This is a genomic window from Pseudoalteromonas luteoviolacea (assembly GCF_000814765.1).
Taxonomy (GTDB): domain Bacteria; phylum Pseudomonadota; class Gammaproteobacteria; order Enterobacterales; family Alteromonadaceae; genus Pseudoalteromonas; species Pseudoalteromonas luteoviolacea_H.
Map to the genome: position 1 here is coordinate 178,033 of NZ_JWIC01000008.1, position 24,873 is coordinate 202,905.

The 24,873-nt window shown below is 44.3% G+C and carries 21 protein-coding genes and 2 tRNA genes; 8 read left to right on the forward strand and 15 right to left on the reverse strand.

Annotated features, from left to right (window positions below; genetic code table 11):
* Nucleotides 1-36: 36 nt before the first annotated feature.
* Together JF50_RS20460 and JF50_RS20465 are read left to right on the forward strand one after the other, a co-directional pair.
* Nucleotides 37-1,230 (forward strand): PrnB family protein, encoded by a 1,194-nt coding sequence (locus JF50_RS20460; protein ID WP_039611223.1) that lies wholly within the window; start codon nucleotides 37-39, stop codon nucleotides 1,228-1,230.
* Nucleotides 1,220-2,329 carry an aminotransferase class V-fold PLP-dependent enzyme gene (locus tag JF50_RS20465; protein WP_039611224.1) on the forward strand — a complete coding sequence of 370 codons (1,110 nt, stop codon included), beginning with the start codon at nucleotides 1,220-1,222 and terminating at the stop codon, nucleotides 2,327-2,329. The genes JF50_RS20460 and JF50_RS20465 overlap by 11 nt, the downstream gene beginning before the upstream one ends.
* Here the strand turns inward: JF50_RS20465 and JF50_RS20470 are convergent.
* From JF50_RS20470 to JF50_RS27275, 4 genes are all read right to left on the reverse strand, one after another.
* A complete protein-coding gene (locus JF50_RS20470; RefSeq protein WP_039611225.1) occupies nucleotides 2,322-3,089 on the reverse strand; it encodes an MBL fold metallo-hydrolase in 768 nt (255 codons plus the stop codon). The two genes, JF50_RS20465 and JF50_RS20470, sit on opposite strands and share 8 nt — an antisense overlap.
* A gap of 156 nt (nucleotides 3,090-3,245) precedes the next feature.
* Nucleotides 3,246-3,338, reverse strand: a tRNA-Ser gene (locus JF50_RS20475).
* A gap of 18 nt (nucleotides 3,339-3,356) precedes the next feature.
* Nucleotides 3,357-3,447 (reverse strand) — tRNA-Ser (locus JF50_RS20480).
* A 200-nt stretch (nucleotides 3,448-3,647) separates the two neighbouring features.
* Nucleotides 3,648-3,797, reverse strand: coding sequence for a hypothetical protein (locus tag JF50_RS27275; protein ID WP_160290503.1), 150 nt, complete (start codon nucleotides 3,795-3,797; stop codon nucleotides 3,648-3,650).
* A gap of 242 nt (nucleotides 3,798-4,039) precedes the next feature.
* Here JF50_RS27275 and JF50_RS20485 point away from each other — a divergent pair, with 242 nt between their 5' ends.
* Entirely contained in the window at nucleotides 4,040-4,924 is an 885-nt protein-coding gene (locus tag JF50_RS20485; RefSeq protein WP_039611226.1) for a diacylglycerol/lipid kinase family protein, read from the forward strand.
* Here JF50_RS20485 and JF50_RS20490 read toward each other — a convergent pair.
* The gene (locus JF50_RS20490) at nucleotides 4,902-5,825 is read right to left on the reverse strand and encodes a DMT family transporter (RefSeq protein WP_039611227.1); all 924 of its coding nucleotides are present in this window, start codon (nucleotides 5,823-5,825) and stop codon (nucleotides 4,902-4,904) included. The genes JF50_RS20485 and JF50_RS20490 overlap by 23 nt on opposite strands.
* Before the next feature lie 113 nt (nucleotides 5,826-5,938).
* On the opposite strand from JF50_RS20490, the gene JF50_RS20495 reads away from it, so the two are divergent.
* The gene (locus JF50_RS20495; protein WP_039611228.1) at nucleotides 5,939-7,372 is read left to right on the forward strand and encodes a PLP-dependent aminotransferase family protein; all 1,434 of its coding nucleotides are present in this window, start codon (nucleotides 5,939-5,941) and stop codon (nucleotides 7,370-7,372) included.
* 33 nt (nucleotides 7,373-7,405) lie between these two features.
* Here the strand turns inward: JF50_RS20495 and JF50_RS20500 are convergent, their stop codons facing one another.
* On the reverse strand, nucleotides 7,406-8,194 hold the full coding sequence (locus tag JF50_RS20500; protein ID WP_039611229.1) for a DUF2884 family protein: 789 nt from the start codon (nucleotides 8,192-8,194) through the stop codon (nucleotides 7,406-7,408).
* A gap of 347 nt (nucleotides 8,195-8,541) precedes the next feature.
* On the opposite strand from JF50_RS20500, the gene JF50_RS20505 reads away from it, so the two are divergent.
* Nucleotides 8,542-8,724: a PA3496 family putative envelope integrity protein gene (locus JF50_RS20505; RefSeq protein ID WP_039611230.1), complete on the forward strand. Its 183-nt coding sequence runs from the start codon at nucleotides 8,542-8,544 to the stop codon at nucleotides 8,722-8,724.
* Between the two features lie 54 nt (nucleotides 8,725-8,778).
* On the opposite strand, the gene JF50_RS20510 is transcribed toward JF50_RS20505, so the two are convergent.
* Complete coding sequence (locus JF50_RS20510) at nucleotides 8,779-9,228, reverse strand: c-type cytochrome (RefSeq protein ID WP_039611231.1); 450 nt, start codon at nucleotides 9,226-9,228, stop codon at nucleotides 8,779-8,781.
* A 364-nt stretch (nucleotides 9,229-9,592) separates the two neighbouring features.
* On the opposite strand from JF50_RS20510, the gene JF50_RS20515 reads away from it, so the two are divergent.
* The gene (locus tag JF50_RS20515; protein ID WP_039611232.1) at nucleotides 9,593-13,660 is read left to right on the forward strand and encodes a S8 family serine peptidase; all 4,068 of its coding nucleotides are present in this window, start codon (nucleotides 9,593-9,595) and stop codon (nucleotides 13,658-13,660) included.
* Nucleotides 13,661-13,874: 214 nt separating this feature from the next.
* On the opposite strand, the gene JF50_RS20520 is transcribed toward JF50_RS20515, so the two are convergent.
* Nucleotides 13,875-14,342: a DUF2721 domain-containing protein gene (locus tag JF50_RS20520; protein WP_039611233.1), complete on the reverse strand. Its 468-nt coding sequence runs from the start codon at nucleotides 14,340-14,342 to the stop codon at nucleotides 13,875-13,877.
* Nucleotides 14,333-14,836 (reverse strand): TlpA family protein disulfide reductase, encoded by a 504-nt coding sequence (locus tag JF50_RS20525; RefSeq protein WP_039611234.1) that lies wholly within the window; start codon nucleotides 14,834-14,836, stop codon nucleotides 14,333-14,335. Before JF50_RS20525 ends, JF50_RS20520 begins: the two co-directional genes overlap by 10 nt.
* A gap of 98 nt (nucleotides 14,837-14,934) precedes the next feature.
* Between JF50_RS20525 and JF50_RS20530 the strand changes: the two genes are divergently transcribed.
* On the forward strand, nucleotides 14,935-15,360 hold the full coding sequence (locus JF50_RS20530; protein ID WP_039611235.1) for a YqaA family protein: 426 nt from the start codon (nucleotides 14,935-14,937) through the stop codon (nucleotides 15,358-15,360).
* 45 nt (nucleotides 15,361-15,405) lie between these two features.
* Here the strand turns inward: JF50_RS20530 and folX are convergent, their stop codons facing one another.
* The 6 genes from folX to JF50_RS20560 all read right to left on the reverse strand — a co-directional run bounded on the left by folX (nucleotide 15,406) and on the right by JF50_RS20560 (nucleotide 22,339).
* Nucleotides 15,406-15,780 (reverse strand): dihydroneopterin triphosphate 2'-epimerase, encoded by a 375-nt coding sequence (gene folX / locus JF50_RS20535; RefSeq protein WP_039611292.1) that lies wholly within the window; start codon nucleotides 15,778-15,780, stop codon nucleotides 15,406-15,408.
* Nucleotides 15,781-15,799: 19 nt separating this feature from the next.
* A complete protein-coding gene (gene folE, locus JF50_RS20540; protein ID WP_039611293.1) occupies nucleotides 15,800-16,357 on the reverse strand; it encodes a GTP cyclohydrolase I FolE in 558 nt (185 codons plus the stop codon).
* 56 nt (nucleotides 16,358-16,413) lie between these two features.
* The gene (folM, locus tag JF50_RS20545) at nucleotides 16,414-17,121 is read right to left on the reverse strand and encodes a dihydromonapterin reductase (RefSeq protein ID WP_039611236.1); all 708 of its coding nucleotides are present in this window, start codon (nucleotides 17,119-17,121) and stop codon (nucleotides 16,414-16,416) included.
* A 250-nt stretch (nucleotides 17,122-17,371) separates the two neighbouring features.
* The gene (gene nadE / locus JF50_RS20550) at nucleotides 17,372-18,205 is read right to left on the reverse strand and encodes an ammonia-dependent NAD(+) synthetase (protein WP_039611237.1); all 834 of its coding nucleotides are present in this window, start codon (nucleotides 18,203-18,205) and stop codon (nucleotides 17,372-17,374) included.
* Between the two features lie 89 nt (nucleotides 18,206-18,294).
* The gene (locus JF50_RS20555; protein WP_039611238.1) at nucleotides 18,295-18,912 is read right to left on the reverse strand and encodes a YceH family protein; all 618 of its coding nucleotides are present in this window, start codon (nucleotides 18,910-18,912) and stop codon (nucleotides 18,295-18,297) included.
* A gap of 97 nt (nucleotides 18,913-19,009) precedes the next feature.
* The gene (locus JF50_RS20560) at nucleotides 19,010-22,339 is read right to left on the reverse strand and encodes an ATP-binding protein (RefSeq protein ID WP_039611239.1); all 3,330 of its coding nucleotides are present in this window, start codon (nucleotides 22,337-22,339) and stop codon (nucleotides 19,010-19,012) included.
* A gap of 224 nt (nucleotides 22,340-22,563) precedes the next feature.
* Between JF50_RS20560 and JF50_RS20565 the strand changes: the two genes are divergently transcribed.
* Nucleotides 22,564-24,864 carry a penicillin acylase family protein gene (locus JF50_RS20565; RefSeq protein WP_039611240.1) on the forward strand — a complete coding sequence of 767 codons (2,301 nt, stop codon included), beginning with the start codon at nucleotides 22,564-22,566 and terminating at the stop codon, nucleotides 24,862-24,864.
* The last annotated feature ends 9 nt before the right edge of the window (nucleotides 24,865-24,873 follow it).

Here is a 24,873-nt window from a genome sequence, read left to right on the forward strand (position 1 = left end):
TAGCCTGTCACTGATGTATTTTTCAGGATTTAAATCATGACAAAAAAAACAAAAAACTTTGATGATTGGATAAGAACTGAGTTTGTCATGCTAAACGATAGGTTAGAGGCACTCTATCGTGAGCAAGCCGATCCGGCCAACGTGGTGGGAGTTGGTGACGAAGTAAAGCAGCAGTTGCTGTTACAGGGTCAACAGTATATTGAAGCGTTACTGAAAGAGGGTAATACTGACGAAGGCTTTGACAATGCATTTGACCTACTTGGTAATGTTGGCTTGTATATGGCTGCATGTCGTCGTCATGAGTTGACAGAGCCAAGTAAAGAGCGACATTCACCATTAAAAGAAGCTTCAGCATTAGCAATGCATATCGGTTCATCTATTGGTGTGACACCAAGATTTGCTACTGCACATCTTACAACCCACAATACGGCTATTAATGGTGTGTACAAGCGTTTTACCAGCGATCCGGCCGAAAAGCTCTTTATTGACTATAACACCCGCGGTATTTTGGCTTATAAGCGTGCAGCAGAGGCGTTGTTAAAATTACAACCACTGGGCATTTCACACCCCATGGCACCGATGTTATTGGAAGAGGTGAAACGTGCATTAGTGGATGTGATTAAGTCGAATCAGGCGCTGTTTCAACAATTAGATACTGCCGCATTTTTCTATGTTGTGAGGCCATATTATAAGCCTTATAGGGTGGGCAAAGAGATTTACCGAGGTGCGAATGCCGGAGATTTTGCAGGGATCAATGTCATCGATATGATGTTGGGATTATGCCAGGCAAATGACGTCGATTATGCGCAAATTTTGGTTGAAAAGTTGCTGTATATGATGCCAGAAGATCAGGCGACATTAAAAGAGTGTATGCGGCTGCCAAATCTACTCGATGCATTTTTGGCCGCGCAGCAGCACAGTCATGAAAGTTGGTATCAAGCGTCCCTGAAAGTGTTTTTACAAGCGTGTAAATTGCATGGCGATACCGCCATTCAGCACCACAATCAATTGGTTGAAAAATACATTTGTGGCCCGGCTAAAAACTTAGCCAATCAGCATCTCGATAAAGTAACTGCCAGTGGACCGCCATTGCAGGTGCTATTGGCTCAGCTTGAAACCCTACGAGATAAAAGAGCTGCTGCGAAACGCAGTGATCTTGACACACGATATACTGATTTAAAGATATTACGTCAGGCTTTGAAAAACGCTGAGGTAGACCATGCAAGCTGATGACTTTTTTATGCCCCAGGGGACTTATTTACTAAGCCATTCAGTTGGACGCATGCTGAAAACCGCGCCGGCGCATTTTAATGAGCAGTTTGTTGCTCCGTGGCAGCAGCAAAATCGCGAACCCTGGGCTCAATGGTTGGAAGGCGTGATGCAGTTTAACCAGGCATTGGCGCTGTTATTCAATAGCCATGCAGATAACTTTTGTCCTCAAGCTAACTTATCCAGTGGACTGACAAAGTGGTTAATGAGCCAAGCATCGTTACAAAATCGGCGCGTGCGGGTTTTGCTTAGTGAAGATGATTTTCCGAGTATGGGGTTTGTATTACAACAAGCACTGGGTGAGGTTGAGCTATGCTTTATACCCATGGGACAAGACATGAGTGATATTGCGAGTTGGCAAGCGCATTTAAATCAGCACTATGATTTGGTTTTTGTCAGTCATGTTTACTCTAACACCGGTCAGCAGGCGCCCGTGTCAGATATTATTCCGATGGCGAAACAATTGGGGTGTAAAGTGATTGTGGACATTGCGCAATCTGCGGGCATTTTGGCGGTAGATTTATCCGCATGGCAAGCGGATTGTGTGATTGGGTCTTGTGTAAAGTGGTTGTGCGGTGGCCCGGGGGCAGGGTTTCTTTGGGTGTCTTCCGCGTCTTTGGCTGAATGCCAACCAAAAGACGTGGGTTGGTTTTCACACCAAAATCCATTTGAGTTTGATATTCATCATTTTGCATCACATGAGACGGCACTGCGTTTTTGGGGGGGAACACCGTCAGTTGCGCCCTATATTATGGCGGCCAACAGCATTGAAAGGTTAGGGCATTTTGGGGTGTCCCATATTCGCCAGCACAATCTACAATTACTGGCGCGTATTTGGCAGGCACTACCACACTATTGTAGCTCACCAACAGATGCGCAGCTGTGCTCAGGCACTGTCATTGTGGATACAGGAGACAGTCTCAACCAGTGCTTAGCCGTGTTGACTGAACAAAATATTGCCGTGGATGCAAGGCGATATGGGTTGCGCGTGTCACCTCATATTTATAATACCGAGTTAGAGGTTGAGCAGTTTATTCAAGCCGTGAAATCGGCTATTTAATCTTAAGTGGCTTACTTAATCCCAGTGCTTTTTTGGTTTTAGCCTTAACCGATCGCCAGTGTGTCACGGGCTCTGTTGGCGCTAATTGCTCTAAACGCGCAAAGTCGATCTCACCGAAGGGGATCTCTCCTTGGTGAGCCAAAATGATATATGCGGGTTTGATCTGTTGGATCCGTTGCAATGAGTGGCGATAGCGATTGGGATAAAAAACGGGGTAAGGCGGAATAAATTGGCCTCTCACTTTAACAAAGAGGTCGGCCACATACAGCTGTTGTGTGGTCTGATTATAAAGAGAAAGATCTCTATCTGTATGTCCTGGCGTATGCAGGACTTGCCATTGCGGAAATTCAGGCAGGTATGCCTTATCACAGAGGTAATAATCTGCCTGGAGTTTCCTGTCATACCATAAGTTTTTACGTGCCTTGTTTTTTCGTCCCGCAACCCACAAGGCAAGAATAATATCAGACCAATGCATCAAGATCCCATCAATACCGCTATACCAATGTCCGTCAATTTTGGCCGCGGCTATTTTAGCCCCTGTGCGCATTCTCAATATATGCGCACCGCCAGCATGATCTGGGTGCATGTGTGTGACGACGATCAGTTTAAGATCGGCCAATGATCGTGACAGTTGATTACGGATATAGTCACAGACAACATCAACATCTGCTCGTGTACAGCCATCAAGCAGGAGTAACCGGTCTGGATATTCAACCAAGTAGATCTGTTGAATATAGCCTTCGATAAAATGGATCTGCATTTGAGTTATTCAGTTCGCTAATCATATCTATATACATAACACATCTGACCAGTCTGTGCAGCGTAAACATGGATGGGGTGATAAGGTATTTGAAAAGGGATAAGTAAATTTTGGACATAAAAAAACCGTCCAATGGACGGTTTTTTTACAAGATAATGGCGGAGGGGGAGGGATTCGAACCCTCGATAGGGCTACAAACCCTATACTCCCTTAGCAGGGGAGCGCCTTCAGCCACTCGGCCACCTCTCCGACGCAAAACTTTAAATATGGCGGAGAGATAGGGATTTGAACCCTAGATACGCTATTAACGTATGCCGGTTTTCAAGACCGGTGCTTTCAACCACTCAGCCATCTCTCCATGGGCAACGATAATACTTATGGAATGGGTCGCTGTAAATAGTTTTTTAACCGTTTGCTGAAAAAATAGACAAAAAGGCGAAGTTATTGAATTGTTTGCCTGAAATTTATACTTTTTGATATGGTGAGGTGAGTTTTTTGGCAGAAAATCAACCTTGATAACCATGGCTTCATGATCATCAAGGTGCATGGAGTCACTAGTTACTTATACATCACCGCATGGTTGAGGCTAAGTGCTCGTCCGATTTTACTAAACCATGCCATCCACTGGATCTGAGGTTGTGTTGTCATGGTATTCATCGTTTCGGGCGCGGTCTGTGTATTGCCGCATGTTGCAGCTGAATTAAGCATAGTTGTACTCCAAGTAATTGACGTATTGATAATTTACTTGGCTATTTTGCATCCAATATGCGTAAAATTAAAACGATAAAAATTGTCGTTGAATCATTAGATAATCTAATGAATAAAATATCCTTATGGGTTTAAATTTGATCTAATGAATATTTATTCAATGGTTTAATCGCTATTTTCTGGGTTTTAGTGGTCTTAAAGCGATCTATTGAATAGTTATTCAAACAAGTTATATTTGGGGTATGGTTTTGTTGGTTGTATATAGGCCGCATCGCGGCAAACAATTTTTGTCGCACAAGGTATGGCTTGAGAAAAACGCCATGGAACGGAAAATAAAATTACAATGGTATGCAACGTGTGGCTGTTTTGCTGATGATGTTGCGCAATTAAAAGACTTGCTGATACATCACCAGCAGGTCACTGTATTGGGGGGAGATGGCACGGTCAATGTCGTGGTGAATGCGCTCTTGAGTGGAAATGACGTGGCTCACGTGGCAACACAGAAGCGGATGGCCATATTACCATGCGGTACAGGCAATGATTTTGCGCGCGCATTTGGGTATTCAAACAAACAGTGGCGTGAATCTGTCTTTTCGGGTTTTGCCCGTCATGTTGATGTCGGTAAAGTGAATGCGCGGTATTTTATTAATATGGCTGGGGTTGGCTTTAATGCTGAAGTAGTTGCTGCGATGGCGGGGAAAAAGCGCTTTGGTGCATTGAGCTATACATTATATGGCATAGTCAAGTTATTGAGTTACCGAGGCATGGAAATCATGCTAGATGGCAATAAGCTGCAAATAATGATGTGCTTATTTGCCAATGGGCGATATTTTGCTGCTGGGCTTACCCCTACGCCCAGTGCACACGTAAACAGTGGAGTATTTCAGGTACTCACGATATCTGCGGTATCCTTGCCTAAGCGATTAGTGTGCTTTGCCTTGATGTTAGTGGGTTTACATACCAAATTACCCTGGGTCAAAGTTAGCAGTGGGCAGTGTTTTGAGATCAGTACTAAAGGCGTCAGTATTGAGGCGGATGGAGATGTGATCGCAGCAACACCCGCGAAGATATCCATACTTGCGGCATCGCTGCGATTAAATATGCCTAGTGCGGGTGAGAGTACTTAGCCGCAGAAAATGGCATGTATTTCGTGACTACCTGTTTGGGAAGCAGCACTAATAAATTCCCTGCGCATATTAGGCCAAAGCCGATAAAGGTATTGACCTGCCAGGTAAACCCTTCAAATAAGGTGCTGAGTATCACAGCAACAATAGGAAATAAAACAATGATATAACTGGCACGCTCTGGGCCGATGTTTTTGAGTAACGAGAAATAACACGCAAAAGCGATAACAGTGCCAAAAATGGCAAGGTAGAACAGAGAAACCCAATAGCTGGTATCTGCTTCGATAACAAAAGACAGTGGGCTAAATAGGGTATATGCGCCTAATAATAGACTGCTGTAAAGCATGCCCCATGCGTTGCCCTCTAAGACACCAATCTTATGATCTGAGTTACGAATACTCACCATATTGCCGAGTGAGGCGGCAAACGTGCCCAGCAGGGCTAATGCTAATCCGATCAATGTAGCCGAAGATAAATCCGTCCCTCCAAGCTCGTGCCAAAATAGACTGACGATCCCCGTTACGCCAAGGCCTGCGCCGATGTAGCTTTTGAATGCGATGGGTTTGGCAAAAAAGAGTCGTGTATTGATCATATTTAATATCAACATAAACGAGAATGCGATTGAGGCCATGGCTGAGGATAATGTGCCCTGCGCCCAATAAAGCAACAAGTAATTGAGACCAAAATTGCCAATGGCTAGGAGAATAAAAAAGCCATGATCAATGAGGTTAAATTGCATGGGTAATTTTCGCCACAGCACAAACCCCCACATGCAGATTGCCGAAATAGCAAAACGGTAGAAAAGGGAAACAACTTCATTGACTTGACCTAATTGGAATTCGATTGCCAGCCAAGTTGAGCCCCAAATAAGAACGGTCATAATGTATAACAGCCAATTTCTCATTATTGCTCCTTGTGTGATTGGATTATTGCAGCAGGTAGCAGTTTACTCGGATAATCTGTATATAATAGATACAGAAAAATGTATTTTTAACCTATACAGATGGGGTGGATTATATGCAAAATGGACAGTTTCTCTACCAGCGTGTGATAGAGGTCATCAATGACATGATCTCACAGCAAGTGTTAAAGCCGGGTGAAAAGCTCCCATCCTTGCGCAAACTGTCGATGCAATTGTCAGTGAGTATTCCGACGGTGAAGCAAGCTTATTATCATTTAGAAGGTCAGGGTCGAATATACTCGAAAGAAAAGTCGGGGTATTTCTTATCGGATGCGGAACAAAATGCTTTACCTAGACGCTGTCAATTGCCAATTAACCCAACTGAAGTGAATAAGCAATCTTTAATAGAGCAAGTTTATGAAGGAATACATGCGCCGCATCAGGCCCAGTTTGGTATTGCTAATCCTGTCACGGCGATGAGTAATGAGGCCGTGCTGGCAAAAATGATGCGCAGTGCGTTAAAGCAAGCTGGTGAGCAAATTCTACACTATGGTGCGATGGACGGGCTGATGAAGCTCAAGCAGCAAATAGTGCAGCGTTATCTGCGTATGGGCCTATCGGTTTCGTTGGATGACATGGTGATCACCAATGGCGCTCAAGAAGCACTGGCCATCGCATTACAATGTGTGACACGGCCTGGCGACGTGGTTGCGATTGAGTCTCCGTGTTACTTTGGCATTATAGAATTGATAGAAAATCTGGGATTGAGAGCGTTGGAGATCCCTGTGTGTCCTGATGATGGCCTGTGGCTTGAAGACTTAGCTGATGCGCTCACTCAGCATGATGTCAAAGCCTGTGTTTGCTCTACCAGTATTAATAATCCAATTGGCAGTGTCATGCCTGAAGCACGACGTCAAAGTTTGCTGAAGATGTTGGTAGAGCATGAAGTAGTGCTTATCGAAGATGATGTATATGGCGATTTACATTTTACCAAACATCGTGCAAAGCCCGCTCAGTTTCATGCACAGCCGGGTCAGGTGATCACCTGTGGCTCATTTTCTAAAACGGCAGCACCGAGTTATCGTATCGGCTGGATGTTAGCACCTAGATATGCGCAAAGAGCAAGACGCTTTAAACGGGCTTTGAGCTGCTCTTCGTCACTGATAAATCAATGGGTACTCGCAGAATACTTGGCATCAGGCGCTTATGACCGCCATATAAAAAAGTTACGTTTAAGGTTGCAAGAAAATAAACAGAAGATGTTGTGTTGTATTCGCCGTTATTTTCCAGAGCACACGCGGATCAGCGATCCCCGAGGGGGCTGCGTAATTTGGGTAGAATTAGACAGTAAGATTGATGGTGGCAAACTGTTTAAGAAGGCGATGGCTGAGGGGATCAGCGTGACGCCTGGGCAGTTATTCAGTGCGTCAGAGCGGTTTCAAAATTGTATTCGATTGAGCTATGGATTGCCTTGGCATGAAACGCATGAGATGAGCATAAAACGGTTAGGCGAATTGATCGCGATGATGCATGACGAACGCGAGCCGTAATAAGCACTCGCGCAGTGGGTTGGAAATGAGTTGTTAATATTGATTTTTGTGCATTAATGCGTACCCAGATAGGGTAGGCATTGAGAGGGATAATCTAGTCTCTTGTTGCGCAATATGTGTAAATTGTTGGCACAGTGCATCTGCGCGTGTTTCTAGTTGATCTGCATGTGCGGTGACACGTTGCTCTATGTTTTCACCCATTTGCTCCATACGCTGCTCAAAGGTGCTGATATCGCCATTGGCATTTTTCATTTCAGAGCCCAGGGAGATGAGTAATGTGCCAATCGATTCAAACATTGCGCTTTTTACTGCACTTTCTATTCGAGATTCAAATTCATGACTAAAATGCTCTCCAAAGTTCTCCATGGTTTGCTCTCCCATGACGAAGCTACCTTCTTGATAGAAAGTATTATGAACTTCCTCGTTTAATTCCTCTAATACAACCGATAGCTCATCCAGGCTTTGTAAATTGAACGTGGCGGCAACTTCGTCTAGTGCGACGCCTGCCAGTGTGACAGCGTCTGTAGCCACTTCGGCAACTTTGGGGAGTTCTGCGCGTAATGTGTCTGCATAGACAGAGAGTGCTTGCTGTTGCTCTGGTGTCACCGTGATTGTTTGACCATTTATAAGTAGACTACCGTCGGCCGTGATCAGCATATGTTGATTGTTTGCTTGCGTAATTGATACCTCTTCAGGGGTGATTTTTACGTCATTTTGAAATTGAAGTTGGCAGTCATCATGGGTAATAGAAAATTGATGATCAGCATGGGCGTAAGCAGAAACTGAAGAAAGCATAGCGATAGATAATAATGTTGTTTTCATGGTTTGGGTCTTTTTTATGTTGATGATACATAGTGATAACCAAATATGATGCCAATTATAAAACCGTCATAATTTCAATCGCTTAGATTTTTTGGTTGGTCTGTACTTTGAATTAGTACACTGTATTTAACTAAATTTTAGTCTTTCTGATTAATAGTTAGCATGATTAGTTTATTGAATCGTGACGATAAAAATCATTCACTGTCAAAGTGCTCTATTTCAAGCTAAATAGTTTATAAGCTTCAGTGTGTCGTTGTACGGCGAGTGCTTATGCTACAGGTAACGACCAGTAGGCTCAGATATCCGTGTTTATAAAGTGAATCTCTTTATGTAAATAGGAGCTTATCATGGGTAAAACATATTCCTATGATCCATTGGATGATGAATATCAAGATGACTTGGGCGCGTTAAATGAGAAAGATGTGAATCAGCAGCGGCAGAAAGTCAGGAAAAAGTTAGATGATTACTTGGAGCAAAAAAGGCTACGGCGGCACTTAGGTGATGATGACTTTGATTTCTTAGACGATTAATACATGTATAACAGAGCGCATAACTGTGCGCTCTATTAGATCGCAAGCATCTTGTTAGTCTTTGAATGACTTGTGGCAGTCCTTGCATCCCTTTGCCCAATTTCTAAAGGCGGGTGCAATCATTTTTTTATCTCCAGACTCTGATGCGACGGCCAGTGCTTGCGCATATTGAGCAAAGTCTGCCGCTTTCTTATCAAAGGTGGCTCTGTCGCTCCATACACTAGGCAGTGCGCTAGTATCCCCTTTATCTGAGCCTGCGATGAATGCTTCCCAAGGCATACCCGAAAGCTGCGCAGCATTGTGGGCACGTTGCTTGAATCGCTCTGCGTCAAACGGCACTTTTCCTTTTAGCATGTCACCCATATCGCCTATTTGATAGCGGATCAATTGAAAGGTTGCTTTTCGATATTCAATGGCGTCTTCCTTCTCTTCGAACATGGAGTCCGCCTGTACTTGGAGGCTGATGCCCGCAAGTAGCGTTAATAGTGTTAATGATTTCTTCATTAATCGCCCCTTAAATAATTAATTCCATACCTTTTTAAGGGTTTCTTTCTTATTTAGCAAGGTTCTGAGGTTAATGGGAGGGGGGTTTTTAGTCATTGAAAATGGTTTGTTGCTTTTTTAGGTCCTGTCTGGAGTTCCTGTTTACAGTATATTTATTTTAATTTCATTTACTTTCTTTTACATAGTAGTTTTTTTAATAAAAACAGTTACTTAAGAGTATGAATAAAATTAAAGTTCAAAAAATGTAACTTAATTGTATTTCCATTATTGCAATTAACCATGTAGTCACATTATATTGATGAATGATTCTACTCTCTTAAATATAAATAAACACCAAATTAAACAACAAGTCCTAGGGGAAACTATGGCCAAGTATTCATTTAAAGCGACAGCGGTAGCTATGGCTGTCTCAGGTGCGCTAACTGCAGCAGCAGTTAATGCTGCAACGGTAGATACACATCATCGCGCATTTAATACAGAAATCTCTAAAGTTGACCAAGCAACATTAAAAGAAAATCGCGCAGAAGCGTTCTTAGTGATCTTAAAGCAAGAGACAGCAGCAGATTTAATGGCGCGCGGTAACTACTCTGTTAATGACGCACGTACTATGGTTGCCGATGTTGAGTTGTTACAGACGTCTGTTAAACGTGATTTAGCGGCGTTGAATGCAGACATCAAAGTAGTAGGTTCAACTAAGTTACTCGCATCAACACTTATCGTAGAAGCTTCTGATGAAGCGCTTGCTCAGATTAAAAAGAATAAAAGCGTAGAGCGTGTCCTGCCGCTATACGATTATGAGCTGCACGTAGCTGCTGCAAATGATTACATCAAGGCCGCGCCAGTTAACGTTGCTGGTTTCACAGGTAAAGGTCAAAAAGTAGCGGTACTAGATACTGGTATTGATTACACACACCAAGTTTTCAATCCAGCAGGTGGTACTAAAGAAGCTTATGAAGCTGCGCAGGCAGATCCGCGTGCAGTAGAATGGCCACAAGGTCAGGTGAAAGGCGGTTATGACTTTATGCGTAACGACCCGGATCCAATTGAAAATGATCCAAACTTCCCTGATCCAACAAGCCCAGACGACGGTGCTTCTAATCACGGTACGTCGGTATCTCACTCAGTAACAGGTATCGCACCAGATGTTGAGCTATATGTTTACTCTGTATGTGGTGGTGGTTGTCCTTACGCTGCTCAGCTTGGTGCTTTAGAAGCCGCAATGGATCCAAATGGCGACGGCGATATCAGTGACCGCGTAGATGTAATCAACATGTCACTGGGTGGTGAGTTTGGTTCAACTGATCGTGAAGAAGGTACTCAATTCCTTATCCACCAAGCAGTTAAAATGGGCACAAACGTGGTTATCTCTGCGGGTAACGATGGTAACCATCCATTCCGTATCGGTGGTCCAAGCACAACGCCAAATGCACTTTCAGTAGGCGCAATGGGTCACCCAACACTGAATGAGCTATTTGCACTAGGTACTATCGGCGGCGAAGCGGTTGAAGTAGGTACAGCTAGCTTTGGTCCACAAGACCCGTTTACATTCTCAAACGAAGACACTGAACTTGTGTACCCTGAGACTAACCAAAATGGCTGTGACTTGCCTGATCCGAATGATGCAGATGGCGCGTTAAATCCATTCGACGGTATGGACTTCACTGGTAAGGCTGTACTTATCGACCGTGGTGCGTGTGCATTCACTGAAAAAGCACTTAATGCACAAGAGAAAGGTGCTAAGTACGTTATCATTGCGAACAATGTCGCGGGTGGCGCACCAGGTCTTGGTGGTTCAGATGATAAAGTGACTATCCCGACAATCTCAGTTACTTTAGATGACGGTGCTAAGCTTAAAGCAACACTTGCTGCTGGTCAGCAACCAGTCTTCAAGTTCGGTATTGAAGCTCACCTTGCAATCGACACGGTCGCTGACTTCTCTTCTCGTGGTCCTTCAATGGATGGCCTATTGAAGCCAGAAATTACAGCGCCAGGCGTAAACATTCAGGTTGCAGCAACAGGTACATACACTGAGCTAGACGGTGCGACGGGTACTTCATTCTCTGGTCCAATTACTGCGGGTGCGGTTGCACTTGTACGTGAAGCTCGTCCTGAACTAAGTGCATCACAAGTTAAAGCGGTACTGATGAATACAGCGAACTTGAATGTATTCATGGAGCCTAAGTCAATCAATGCAGATGCGGCATTAGCGCCGATCAGTATCATTGGTGCGGGTCTAGTTGATGTTGAAAAAGCAGTGGCTTCACAAACGGTTGCTTGGGTTAATCAAACTGATTATGACACAGCACAAGCTGCGCTATCATTTGGTTTTGATGTACTAGATGAAACAACAACTTACACGAAGACGGTTCACGTTAAGAACTTCTCTGCGACTGATAAAACGTATAACCTTCGCACTGAAGCACGTTTTGATAATGACGCAGCATTGGGTGCAACAGCTTGGGAATTCCCAGCGTCAATCACAGTGCCTGCAGGTGAGCAACTTGCATTTGAAGTTAAGCTAACCATTGATCCAAGCAAGCTACCTGCGTGGAGTCTACCTAACCCACAAAGCGCGAATGACTTAACGGCACGTGCAGATGCACTGACATTGTCAGAGCTTGATGGTGCACTTGTATTTGATGATACATCGCTTGACGGTGACCACGACCTTCACATGGTTTACCACGTGTTACCGCGTGCAGCAGAGAGCGTCGCGCTTGAACTTATTGAAGATGAAGGCCGTATCAAAGTTACCAATGACGGTTTCACAACGCTGAACGTGTATCCTGAGCAATTGATTGCAACAGGTGTAGAAGCAACGAAAGAAGATAAAGCGTATAACATCATCAGTTCTTCATTTAGCCTATTCGCAAATGAATTCTGTGACACTGGCCTATTCTTCAATGCATCTATTGAAATGCGTGATGAGCTAACAATTCACCGTCGCGCTGGTTACCAAATGAACCTAGATATCGATAACGACGGTATTTATGACTACGCACTAGCTAACTACTATGATGTAGGTCGTAGCGCAGCAGTTGTTGGTCGTGCACGTACAGTGAGTGGTCCAATTGTTGACGGTGCACCACAGTGGAGATTCCTAACTGCGATGTACCATGAAGGTGGTTCTAACACAGTTAAGTTCTCAGGTTGTAGTGATATCATCGGTCTAGACGGTGCGTCACTTGGTCAAGACATGATGATCCAAGCGATGGTTGGTCACAACAACTATCAGCTAGGTATTTACGAAGTGACTGACTCAGTAACTGGTTACGCGAGATTTGATGGCACAGCTTCTGCGCTTGTTGATGACGCAGGTAATCGAGTCACTGAACTTGCACCTGGCGCGTCTGCATATGCAATGAGCTACATGCCGATGACGGTTTCATCTGATAACCAAATCCTTGCAAGTGTCACGTCAGACTTACTACCAGAAGTCGTAGTACCACTGGTTGCTGATGTTGAACTTGAAGTATCTGAAGATGCTGAAGTGGGTCATGTCATTGGTCAGCTAGCGCTGGTTGAACAAGATGGTGGCGCGAACCTTGATATGTTTGAGCTAGTTGCTCAGTCACATTCAGGCATCACGGTTCACAAAGATGGTTCTGTAGTTGTTGCTGAAAGCGATACTCCGCTTGATTACGACGCAGGTCTAATGCATGTTGAACTTACCGTGGTAGCACATGATGAAAAAGGCTTCAAATCAGAGCCGACAACTATCATCGTTGATATTCTAAATGCGGTTGATGAAGACTCTGAAAAAGCACCATATGTTGCTGAAGGTCAGGAATTCGACGTTGATGAAAACGCAGAGCTTGGCACTGAAGTAGGTCACCTTGAGTTTATGGACCAAGACGACAACGTTGCAGAGTTTGTGGTAGACGGTTCAGACGTCATCGCAATTGACGCTGATGGCCTAATCACAGTGGTTGGTGAAGTTGACTTTGACCTAGGTGCGTCTTTTGAAGTGACTGTTAAAGCAGTTGATGAAGATGGCTTAGAGTCTAAAGCTGTTACTGTCGTATTCAATGTTGAAGAAGATGAGTACGAAGGTAAGCCAATGATCGAAGAAGGCCAGAGCTTCAACATCGAAGAAAACAGCCCAATCGGTACGGTTATCGGTCAGTTAACTTTCTCTGATTTCGACAATGATGTTGTTGAGTTCTCAGTTGCGGGTACTTCGCTAGTTACAGTGAATGAGCAAGGTCAATTAATTGTTGCGGGCAACCTAGACTTTGAATATGACCGTCAGTTCAGCTTTGATGTGAAAGCAAAAGATGCACAAGACAAATACTCAGATGAAGTTCGTGTAGAAGTTCGCTTGGTGGATGTTGATGAAGACAATGGTGATGATGATGACTCAGGTTCACTAGCTTGGTTGACATTACTTGCTGCACCATTTGCTGCATTACGTCGCCGTAAGCAAAAATAATCATATCGATATCAGCTTAGTCTGATAACGACAATATGTAATAAACACCGGCTTCAAGCCGGTGTTTTTTTATATCCAAAATATGCGGCGTAATAGCCTTGGTGTCCATGGAAGACCTGTTTAGTTAGCTAAATTAGGGCGATGGACCATGGCTTATATTCTGGTTTTAAGCGATTGGGGATGTCACTATTGGAGTAGGTCGAGTTGCTGGATTTTAGCCTATGTCTTTAAAAATCATACCGCGGCGCATACTGCGTGTCGCTAGCATGACTTCAGTTAACAAGGCGAGAAAAGCCCCGATGAGCAGAAACATCGCTGCGATAAAGCAACTTGAAACAGTGATCCCAAGCGGCCATGTATATAAATGAGAGATAAATAAGAAGACCACGACAGCACATACCATCAATGCACTGAGCACACTCATACTAAAGGCGATATGAATACAGCGAGAGCGCTTTAATAAAGCACGCATTTCTTGCGTGAGCGTAAAGTTTAATGGTTCATCTTGATTGGCATTCAGTTTTCTATCTAGTAATCGAGCTCTATCCGTAATACGCGCTAGTCGATTTGATAAAACCCCTAAAAACGCAGCTATCCCTGTCAATAAAAAGACGGGGGCAACGGCGGTTTGGATCACCTTAGCCATGGTTAATATGCTCACTACTTCAGAATTTAGTTCCATTTAACTTGCTCAATAATATTATCTGTCTCGCCAATTAAAGTGTTGACCACACGGTTATGTTCATCAAGTAAGATTAATCGAGGCACCCCTTTATTCGCATACTGGCTGTAGATAATGCGCTGTTCATCGCTGATAAGAGGGAAGGTCAGCTGATAATTCTTAGCAAACTGCGCCAGTGATGCATTTGTTTCTTCTCGTCCAATGGCGAGAATGGTGAGTGTCTTGTCGGTGATTAAAGAAGAGGTGTTGAGTTGGTTAAACATTCGCTGTGAATCCGAACACCATGTAGCGAAAAAAATCACCAGTTTTTTAGAGTTAATTTTCGATAAGTCATATGTTTGTCCATGAATATCAGTCAGGGATAAATGTTTAAATGTGTCTCCTTGATGAATATAAGTCTCGTAATCTTGAGGGGCTGTATCCATTGTGCCACAGGCACTGAGTGTTAAATTGAGGGTGGTAATTAAGCTGATTGTGAGCAGACTTTTTATCATTGTGTATTTCCTTATGGTAGGCTGGCGTTATTTACGCGTATTTTTAATTACATAGCAAGCTTCGCGATGCGTGTTTTCACTACAGTTGATGTTTATTTATGGCTTATCTCAGTCTTTTTCTCAGTGCGTTCATTGCTGCTACATTACTTCCTGCGTCGTCAGAATTGTTGCTCACGGGCATGGTTGCCAATCAGTCAGGACAGCTGTGGCTGTTGTGGCTCAGTGCGACTCTGGGCAATGTGCTTGGGAGTTGCGTAAATTACTATTTGGGGAGGCAAGTAGAGCGGTTTAGCCATCATCGCTGGTTTCCTGTATCACAAAACGCGATGGGAAAAGCGCGTGGTCACTTTCAAAAATATGGCAGTGCAAGTTTATTGTTTGCTTGGCTGCCTGTGGTAGGTGATCCACTGACATTAATTGCAGGTGTCTTTAGAGTGAAATTTGGTGTGTTCTTATTGCTGGTGAGTATCGGTAAAGGGCTGAGGTATGGGTTAGTAATAGCGTTGGCTTTAGGGTTATTTTAGACCAATGAAGTGCTCCAAAGCAGTGACTTTGGAGCAGAGAAAACGTCAATCAATGTTGCGCTTTTTTTGCCACTCAAGCGTGAGTGATACTGAGTCTGCAAATCTGAGTGCATGAGGCTTATCAACACGCACGCGTGCGAAGGTCACATCAGGGTGTTGGTGACATTCGGCCAATATGTCGGCAACCAGCTTTTCAAGTAAAAGAAAATGTCCAGTCTCAACGAGCTTGATCACTGATTTGGTGATCGTTTTATAGTTCAGAGCATGGTCTACTTCGTCCAGCTGCACGCATTCCGTGTCAGCGGGATAATGTATCTCAATATTAATGACGACATCTTGTTTCTTTTCACGCTCTTCATCATTGAATCCAATAAAAGTGCGCAACCTGAGGTTTGTGATATTGATTATCGCATTATGCATCATGGCCTATCCTTGCTATTTAGCCGTGTTTGACAAGCTGTAAAAATTCATTGCGAGTTTTTGCATCTTCTCTAAAGTTACCTAGCATGACTGATGTGCGCATTTTGGAGTTTTGCTTTTCTACACCACGCATCATCATGCACATATGTTTAGCTTCGACGATAACCCCTACACCTCTTGCTCCAGTGACCTCTTCAACCGCTTTTGCGATTTGATGTGTTAGCTGTTCTTGGATCTGGAAACGACGTGCATACATGTCTACGATTCGAGCAAACTTAGACAAGCCTAACACTTTACCATTGGGAATGTAAGCAATGTGACAGCGGCCGACAAACGGTAATAGGTGGTGCTCACACATGGAATAGAGTTCTATGTCTTGTATAAGTACCATATCGTCCGCATCTGATGAGAATACCGCATTGTTGGTGATTTCATTCAAAGTTTGACGATAGCCTTGGGTCAAATACTCCATGGCTTTGGCTGCACGTTTAGGGGTGTCTAATAACCCTTCTCTGTCAGCGTCTTCGCCAACGGCTTTAATGATCTCTGTGTAACTGTTTTTTAAATCTTCATGCATAATGTGACTCACAATTTCATTATTTGAATTCGAGCTAAAAGGTGCTTTGCTCAAATTTACTTTAAGTGTCTACCACCATCTACGGCGAGTGTTCTACCTGTTATATAGTTGCTATTGAGCAATAGCTCAATGCTGGCAATGACTTCTTGGCAGCCTGGTTCAATACCCATGAGAGATTTCTTTAAGGTTTTGACCTTATAATCATCATCATCATGTTCATTGAAAATGATCAGTGATGGAGAGACCGAGTTGACTTTAATTTGAGGCGCGTACTTGGCCGCAAATGAGCGGCTTAAGTTATCTAAGGCGGCTTTGCTTGCCGCGTATGCGATGTGTTTTGGACTGCCTTTTTCAGCGACATAATCAGTAATATGGATAATGTCGCTGACCTCGGTCGATGCTTGTAGTAGCGGGGCAAGCGCCATATTAAGCAAGTAAGGCACTTTAGCGTGGATACGCATCATGTTGTCAAAAAGCGCGTTATGGTCTGGGTTAAGCTTTTCGCAATCCCAGCTCGAGGCATTGTGTATGACCGCACGCAGCGTTGAGGTGTGTTGTTTTACCTCGTCAACCAGCGACTCAATGGCATTATGTTCATTGAAGTCCACTTGGATACACTTTACTCCGCTGGCTTCTAATTCGTCGACGGCCTTATGTCGGGTACGATACGTGACGATCAGTGGTGCATCGGCCTTAATGAGGTGCTGCGCAAGTGCCAGCCCGATACGCTGTGCTCCGCCTGTAATTAAGATTGGGGCTGCCATAAGAATTCCTTAAAGTCTGTGTGTCGTATGGTCATAAACTTCATGCTTACCCTGATAAAATGATGTAGTTAAGGCTAAAAGTGACACGATTCCCTCTGTAATACGGGGTTAGTTACCTTTATGATCACTAACTTATCATGGCTTTTCACTGGCTGTATAGCATGTTGTTACAATAATGTTAAAGTCGATGTGTGGCTTAGGTAAGATAAAAAAGGGTGCTCAGTGCACCCAATCTTTAGCTGTATCTTTCTTATTCGTCGTACACCGTTGGGATCGGCTGTCGCTTATGTTGAGTGCGCAGATAAATAGCTGTGAGTTTGTCTTCAACCTCTTTGGGCACATCTTTGCCTTCTAAAAAGTCGTCGATGTTGTCATAACTTAGCCCTAATGCGGCTTCATCTGTTAAACCCGGTCTGTCACACTCCAGGTCTGCGGTAGGCACTTTCTCAACCAACTGAGCGGGGGCACCTAACTGTGCAGCAAGGGCACGAACTTGGCGTTTGGAAAGGCCGAATAATGGAGCTAAATCACAGGCGCCATCACCGAATTTAGTGTAAAACCCCGTGATGTTTTCTGCACTGTGATCGGTACCCACTACTAACCCAGCGGTCAACCCTGCGATTTCATATTGTGCGACCATACGCTGCCTTGCTTTGACATTGCCTTTGACAAAATCGACGTGATTTTGTGCTGGTAGCGAGAGGCGAGCATCATGCATCGCTTGAATCGCTTGTTCATGCATAGCGTCAGCAGCAGGCTTAATATTTACAGTTAGGCGCTGGGTCGGTTGAATAAAGTCCATGGCAAGTTGGGCTTCATCTTCATCCGCTTGAATACCATAAGGTAAACGCATTGCAATAAACTGGTAAGATTTATCTGGGTGAGCTTGGTTTAGTTCATCAACTGCCAGCTGACAAAGCCTGCCACAGGTTGAAGAGTCAACACCCCCACTGATCCCTAGGACAAGACTTGTGCAGTGTGCAGATAGCAATCGCTGTTTTATGAATTGTACTCGACGGGTTATTTCTTCAGCCACATTGATATTAGGCTTAACTTTCATTTCGGCAATTATTGCGTCACGCATTGAATATCCTCGGACCTATTTATTATCTTCATAAATAGTGTAATTGATCCTCAAGTCTCTGGGCAATGATGTTTTCATGGCGGTATGCTTTAAAGCCCAAGATGTTGTTTGATGACTTTCAATTCTGCTTTCAGCTGATTGATTTCTTCAAGCAAAGAATTTAACTCATTGGGATGATTAATATCGGCTTGCGGCGTTGCTTGCGCAGTCGGTGCATCACCGAACAAATGTTGGTAACGGCTTTCTCGCTTGCCTGGTTCTCGCTCCAATTTTATGACGAGTTCTTGCTCTTGTAACTTATTGAGTGCGGCTTCAACGTCGCTAACATTGCTAAACTCAGCGAGACGACCACTACGAGTTCGTAACTCTCCTGGTGTTTGTGGCCCTCGTAACAGCAGTAAGCAAACGATGGCACGTTGCTGCTCGTCTAGTTGTAAGCTACTAAACTCGGTATTGCAAAAACGATGTGTATATTTAGTCACACGTCCAGATAATGCCTCATCCGACATCACTAAACGCTGATCCTTGAGCTGCTCCAACCCATCTAGTACATCAGCTTCTGTGAGCGATAGTACAGGCTCTCTATTGGATTTTTGGTTGCAAGCATTCGTGAGGGCATTCAAAGAAAGCGGGTATTGATCGGGGGTTGTGGTTTCTTTTTCTAGTAGACAACCAATTAAGCGCTGTTCGATTGTGGTGAGCTTCATAGTTTCCCTCTTCAGTAATATCGTAATATGAAACGAGGCCTTTCTCTATCGACATGTAAGCGTCTGTGAACATAGAGTTAGAACCAATGCAATGACCTTACTCTATGCTATTTAAAGAAATTTTCCTAGTTGAGCGAGTCCATTCTTGTAGCGATTTTATCAACAGTTCAAAATTAATCGGTTTACTCAAATACGCATCCATACCTGCCGCAAGGCATTTTTCTTCATCCCCCTCCATCGCATTGGCTGTCAGCGCAATGATAACCGTATTTTGATGCTGCTGACCGCTCTTACCTTGGCGGATGACTTTGGTTGCGGTGTAACCGTCCATTTCAGGCATTTGGCAGTCCATGAGAATGATATCGTAGGGCCTCTCTAGTTTTTGTAGTTGTTCAATGGCTAATCGCCCATTGGCAGCACAGTCGGCTTTGATACCGACTTTTGATAATAAGCTGAGTGCCACGGTCTGATTGATTTTGTTATCTTCCACCAATAATACAGAGCAGTTGAGCTGAATGTCTTGCTTGTCAGTATGTGAGGCTTGCTTTTTCTGCACCAAGGCCAAAGCATTAGCTGGCGTTAATGGGGCAAGAATAGTATTGCTTTCATGACTCTTTGGTAGTGCAGCCAATTCATCTGGCGTGTGGCATAAAATCGCATAGTTGAGCTGATGTTTTTTTATAAAAGAAAATAAAGCTTGAGAGATCAATTCTGAACTCTGCGTCAGCACCGTTGCGGTAACGATGAGCGCTGGATGTGCATTGTTCTGCGATTCACAAAACTCCAGTGCGTCAGGTATCGTTAAGAAATGCTCAGTGGGCACTCGCCACGCGTTAAGCATGTGCCTTGCACTGAGCTCCGTTTGCGGGTGTTGATCTATGATCAATAAATTGTCAGTATTACTTTCTAATGCCTTGATTGGCTGAGCTTCTTGTAATTCGATATAAAAAGTAAATGTACTACCGACCCCCAGTTTGCTGTATGCATGCAGCGCGCCGCCGAGTAGCTCACACAGTTGCTTGGCGATGGTCAGGCCCAATCCCGTACCGCCAAATTTACGTGTAGTCGAGGGATCAGCCTGAGTAAATGAATCAAAGATTTTATCGAGTTGTGCTTTGCTTATCCCAATGCCCGTATCTTCAATACTGCACCACAAACGCGTATTTTTATTACTTTGCTCAGTGTAACAAGTCAGCGTGATCTTACCGTTTTCAGTAAACTTAATGGCATTACTGATTAAGTTATTTAAAATTTGCTTCAAGCGGTGTGGATCGGTCTTTGCGAGTTGATACTGCATATTTCGGCTATCTAAAAACAGCTCTGTATGTTGATCAATGGCTTTTGGCGCGAAGGCGGCAAAGCAATCGCTGATGATTTGGATGAGGTCACATTGGATAGTATCAATTGACATTTTGCCTGCTTCGATTTTCGAGAAATCGAGAATGTCATTGATGATGGTCAGTAGAGATTCCGCTGAGCTTTGAGCCAGAGTGAGGTGGCGTTGTTGACCTTCATTTAAATTAGAACTGCTTAAAATGTTCAGCATGCCTAAGATCCCATTCATAGGTGTGCGGATCTCGTGACTCATACTCGCTAAAAATGAGGCTTTTACTTTTGCTGATTGTTCAGCGAGTTCTTTCTCCATAACCGCTTTATGCTGCGCTTGCTGCTGTTGTTGGCTGCTAAATAAACTGGCCAACATGGCGGCAATGGCTTTAAGAAAGCGTTTATCACTTTGTGTCCACTGTGGATAGGGCGTATTAAACTCTGCGGTTAGCGTTCCATACAAAGTGTCTTTGAAAAAAATGGGGACGAATACAATGGCATCTATTTCAAAAGGTGAAAGATATTGCTCATTGATTGTACGTGTCACGGCATGGCTTTTAGCTGACCAAGCTTCAACACTATTTTTGTTCAATAAAGCGCTAAAAAGTGCGGATTGTGACGTTTTTCGCCAAGGTGGGTAGTGTTGCAGACTGTCTCGTTTGGTATTGCTAAAGCACACTGGGTATAAATGTGTTTGCTCTTCACTGAATAGCCAGATACTCGCTCGCGCAGCGTTAACACCATGGCAAATGGTATCGATACACAGCTCTTGAGCACGGTCAAGGTGGTTGTTCAAAATGGCTTCATGTGTACTGAGCTGTGCTAGTAGCTCATTGTTTTTTGCCACTTTTTCGTGTTCTACCTCCATGGTTTTACGTTGGTGTATGTTTTGAATAGAACCAAACACTTCCTGCGTTTTGCGACCCACCCGCTTTGTTTGCGCTTTGATAAGCACCCAGCAGGGAGGCTTATCTTTAGGCACAATTAAAAACTCACCTTGAAAGCTTTTCCCTTTTTTAATAGCCAGACCCATGGCATCTTGAAACTTTTTCCGCTGTGGGCCTTCTTTAAAAAACTCAGTACTGCCCATCCAAGAGGGGTGATAGTGTGTGGGGACATTAAAAATTTGTTGAGTGACCGTGGACCAGGCAATGTGATGGTCACTTAAATCAACAGACCAAGCACCGACTTCAGCCAGTGAGCCCATGCTGGTGAGGGAGTTAGCTTGATCTTCCAATTGCTTTAACAGCCGTGTGAAAAAGACAAATGCAATCATAAAGATAATTACAATGGTGAGTAGCGCTAGGCGAAATGGCCACAACGCAGAGTCTTCTCCAGACCAGCCAAAGCGAGGCGCAGCATACAATACCCATGACCCCGATGGCACATTGATTTCAAACTTCAACGGATTGAGCTGATGAATATCACTGGAACCATAAAAGTAGGCACCTTGTTCACCGCGAGCATGTTGCCCACGCATTGCAATTTGATAATTGTCTTCCAATTCACTTAGGTTGGCACTTTGATACAGCTTTTGCATATCAATGACCACCGAAAGTAGCCCCCAAAACTGCTTTTGTGCGTCATAAACTGGGACCCTGGCGATTAATGCATCGCCTCCCTGAACAAGCCGTAATGGACCGGCTAAAACGATTTCACCGGTACTTTGTGCTCTGAGTGCTTCGACGCGTTGAATGGGATGGGTGCTGTAGTTTAAACCCAGCGCTTGCTCATTGCCTTCCAGTGGATAGATAAATTTTAATATCATATTTGGCGCGGCGCCCAAGTTACGCAGGACCTCGTCTGACTCGAATAGCGGCGAAGCAATATTGGCAAATGTTTGTTGCGTGAGATTATCTGTATTGCCGAGGGCGATTGCGAGCCCCCTTACCAGCTGAATATTGGCAGCCAGCTGACCTTCTATACGGGTTCGGTAAAGGTTTACCTGTTCATAGGCCCGGTTTTTTTGCACTTCGATGAGGTGTTTATGATTAACTCGATCAACATACCAGCCAGTGGCAATGATCACAGCTAATAGGATGAGTACTCCAAACTTGGATAGTATTGCTTTCCTTGGCGGCACAACATTCTCTGTTTGCATGTCTTGTCTGTCGGTTCCATGAATATCTTAACTATAGTTGCCTTGCTAAAAAGTCGCCAAATCAAACTCGGGTAAATGAACCGCAAAAAAGCATGATAGTTATTATGTCTCAAAAGTGTCTTTGAACCTGACTCAATGACTTGCTATAACTGGTGGACATATTGGAGAAGGTTGCTAGCAAGACTCGCTTGCTCACGTTTAGAAAGGAACACAAAGGAACATATATGTTTAAATGGTTTAAATTAGGCATATCAGTTGTTGTCATTGGGGTATTAATAGTGACTGCGACTGTTTATGGAGTGCTCTCACTCAGTTTACCGGCATTAGATGGACACGCCCTTAGCGATAGAATTACCGCACCGAGTAGGTTAAGTCGAGATAGTATGGGACAGGCGATAATTCATGCCAAAAATCGACAAGATGCAGCATACACGATGGGTTATGCCCATGGTCAAGATCGGTTTTTCCAGATGGATATACTCCGTCGCAATGCAGCCGGAGAACTCAGTGAGTTGTTTGGCTCAGCGGCCTTGAAGCTGGATGAGGCTCATCGTTTTCACCAATTCAGACAGCGCAGCGAGCAGATCGTTGCCGCCATGGATGACACAGACAGGAACCTGCTGAGCGTCTATACCCAAGGTGTTAATGATGGTCGTCTGCAAGCCGGCATGTCGAGTTTTGAATACTTACTCCTCGGTGTGGATGCGCAGCCTTGGCAGCCCGCAGATTCGTTGCTGGTGATTTTTAGTATGTATTTGGACTTGCAGTCAGTGACTTATAAACGTGATAAAACGCTCATCCATATTGCTGAGCATTTTGGTCAATCAATGGTCGACTTTATGCTTCAACCAAGCAGCTATCAAGCGGCGCTGGATGACAGTCAGTTGCCAGCGACGTCAATCTTAGTCCCTGCGCTTAAGGCTCCTAATTCTGTGGCAAAACATATCTCACACATTGAAGATACGCCACTTTATGGCAGCAATAATTGGGCTGTAACGGGGCAATTGACGGCAACTGGCGCTGCGATGGTATCTGATGATATGCACTTAGGTCTGAATGTGCCTTCTATCTGGTACCGAGCCCAATTAAATTACCAAACAACAGATAACCAGCCTGTGACGGTGACTGGTGTCAGCTTACCTGGCGTGCCCGCGATTGTGGTGGGAAGTAATGATCACATTGCGTGGGGGTTTACAAACGGCTATTTAGACACTGCTGATTGGGTTGAACTGACCGCACAAGATACCGTGAAGACAGTCACAGAAGAAATTCTCTTACCAGACGGCCAATCACATGCCTTTGAACTGATGATGAGTGAGTTTGGGCCTGTACAGCAATTCAATGGCAAGCGCTATGCATTACAGTGGGTTGCGCACCAGCCTTACGCGGTGAATTTAAACTTACTCAAACTAGAGACCGCCAAGACGGTAGCACAGGTGCTGGATGTTGCTAACCATGTTGGGATCCCTGTACAAAACTTGATGGTTGTAGATGAGCAAGGTAATGCTGCTTGGCAGCCTATTGGTGCTGTGCCTGCGCGGGTCTTTCCCAGTGACTTAGCTGTGCCTTCTAATCGTGCGGAGCCTGCATTATGGCAAAAAAATGAGCTGGTACGACCGCAAGTGATTAATCCGAATAATGGTAAGTTATGGACGGCGAACTCTCGAGTGATGTCTGCGATAGCACATCGTCGCTTTGGTGATGGTGGGTATGCTTTAGGTGCCCGCGCTGTACAAATTCGAGATCGACTACTTGCACAAAATCAATTCAGTGAATCTGATTTTAATCAGCTACAGCTTGATAATGAAGCACGCTTTTTATTGCCTTGGCATGCACTCTTGGTAGATACACTGACCAATTCTGCAAAGCCAAAAGATGAATACCAGCAAGCACTCGAGTATTTGGCAAATTGGCGAGCGTGTGCGTGCAGTGACTCCGTAGGTTATACCTTAGTGAAGTATTTTAGAATGCGTGTGATAGACACCGTATTTAGCCCAATTGAAAATCACTTAAAAGCAAAAGAGGAAACGCTCAGCCATCTTAAGCGTTATTTTGAACCCGCACTTTGGCAGCTGATCGAAACTAAGCCACACAATTGGTTGGCTGGGCATCAAGATTGGCAGGCGGTACTGGAGCGCTCTTTTTCTGAGGCTCAACACACCTTACAAAGCCGCTTTGGTGCGAATATGGCAAATTGGCGCTGGGGTAACGTGAACCAACTCCAAGTACAGCACCCATTCAGTCAGCAGATGCCATTTTTGAGCCACTTTTTAGATATGCCTTCAGTGCCGGGGTTTGGAGATAGCTTTATGCCGGCAGTCCAAAGGAGAAGCTTTGGCGCATCGCAACGATTTATTGCTCAGCCAGGGTACTTAAACAAGGCGGTAATGACTGTTGCTGGAGGGCAAAGCGGTCACCCATTATCACCTTACTACCGCAGTGGGTTTGCGGCATACGCGGAAGGGGAGTTGACGCCATTACTGCCAGGTGAAACACATCATGTAATTGAATTTTCAAATAAATAGGACTTAAAA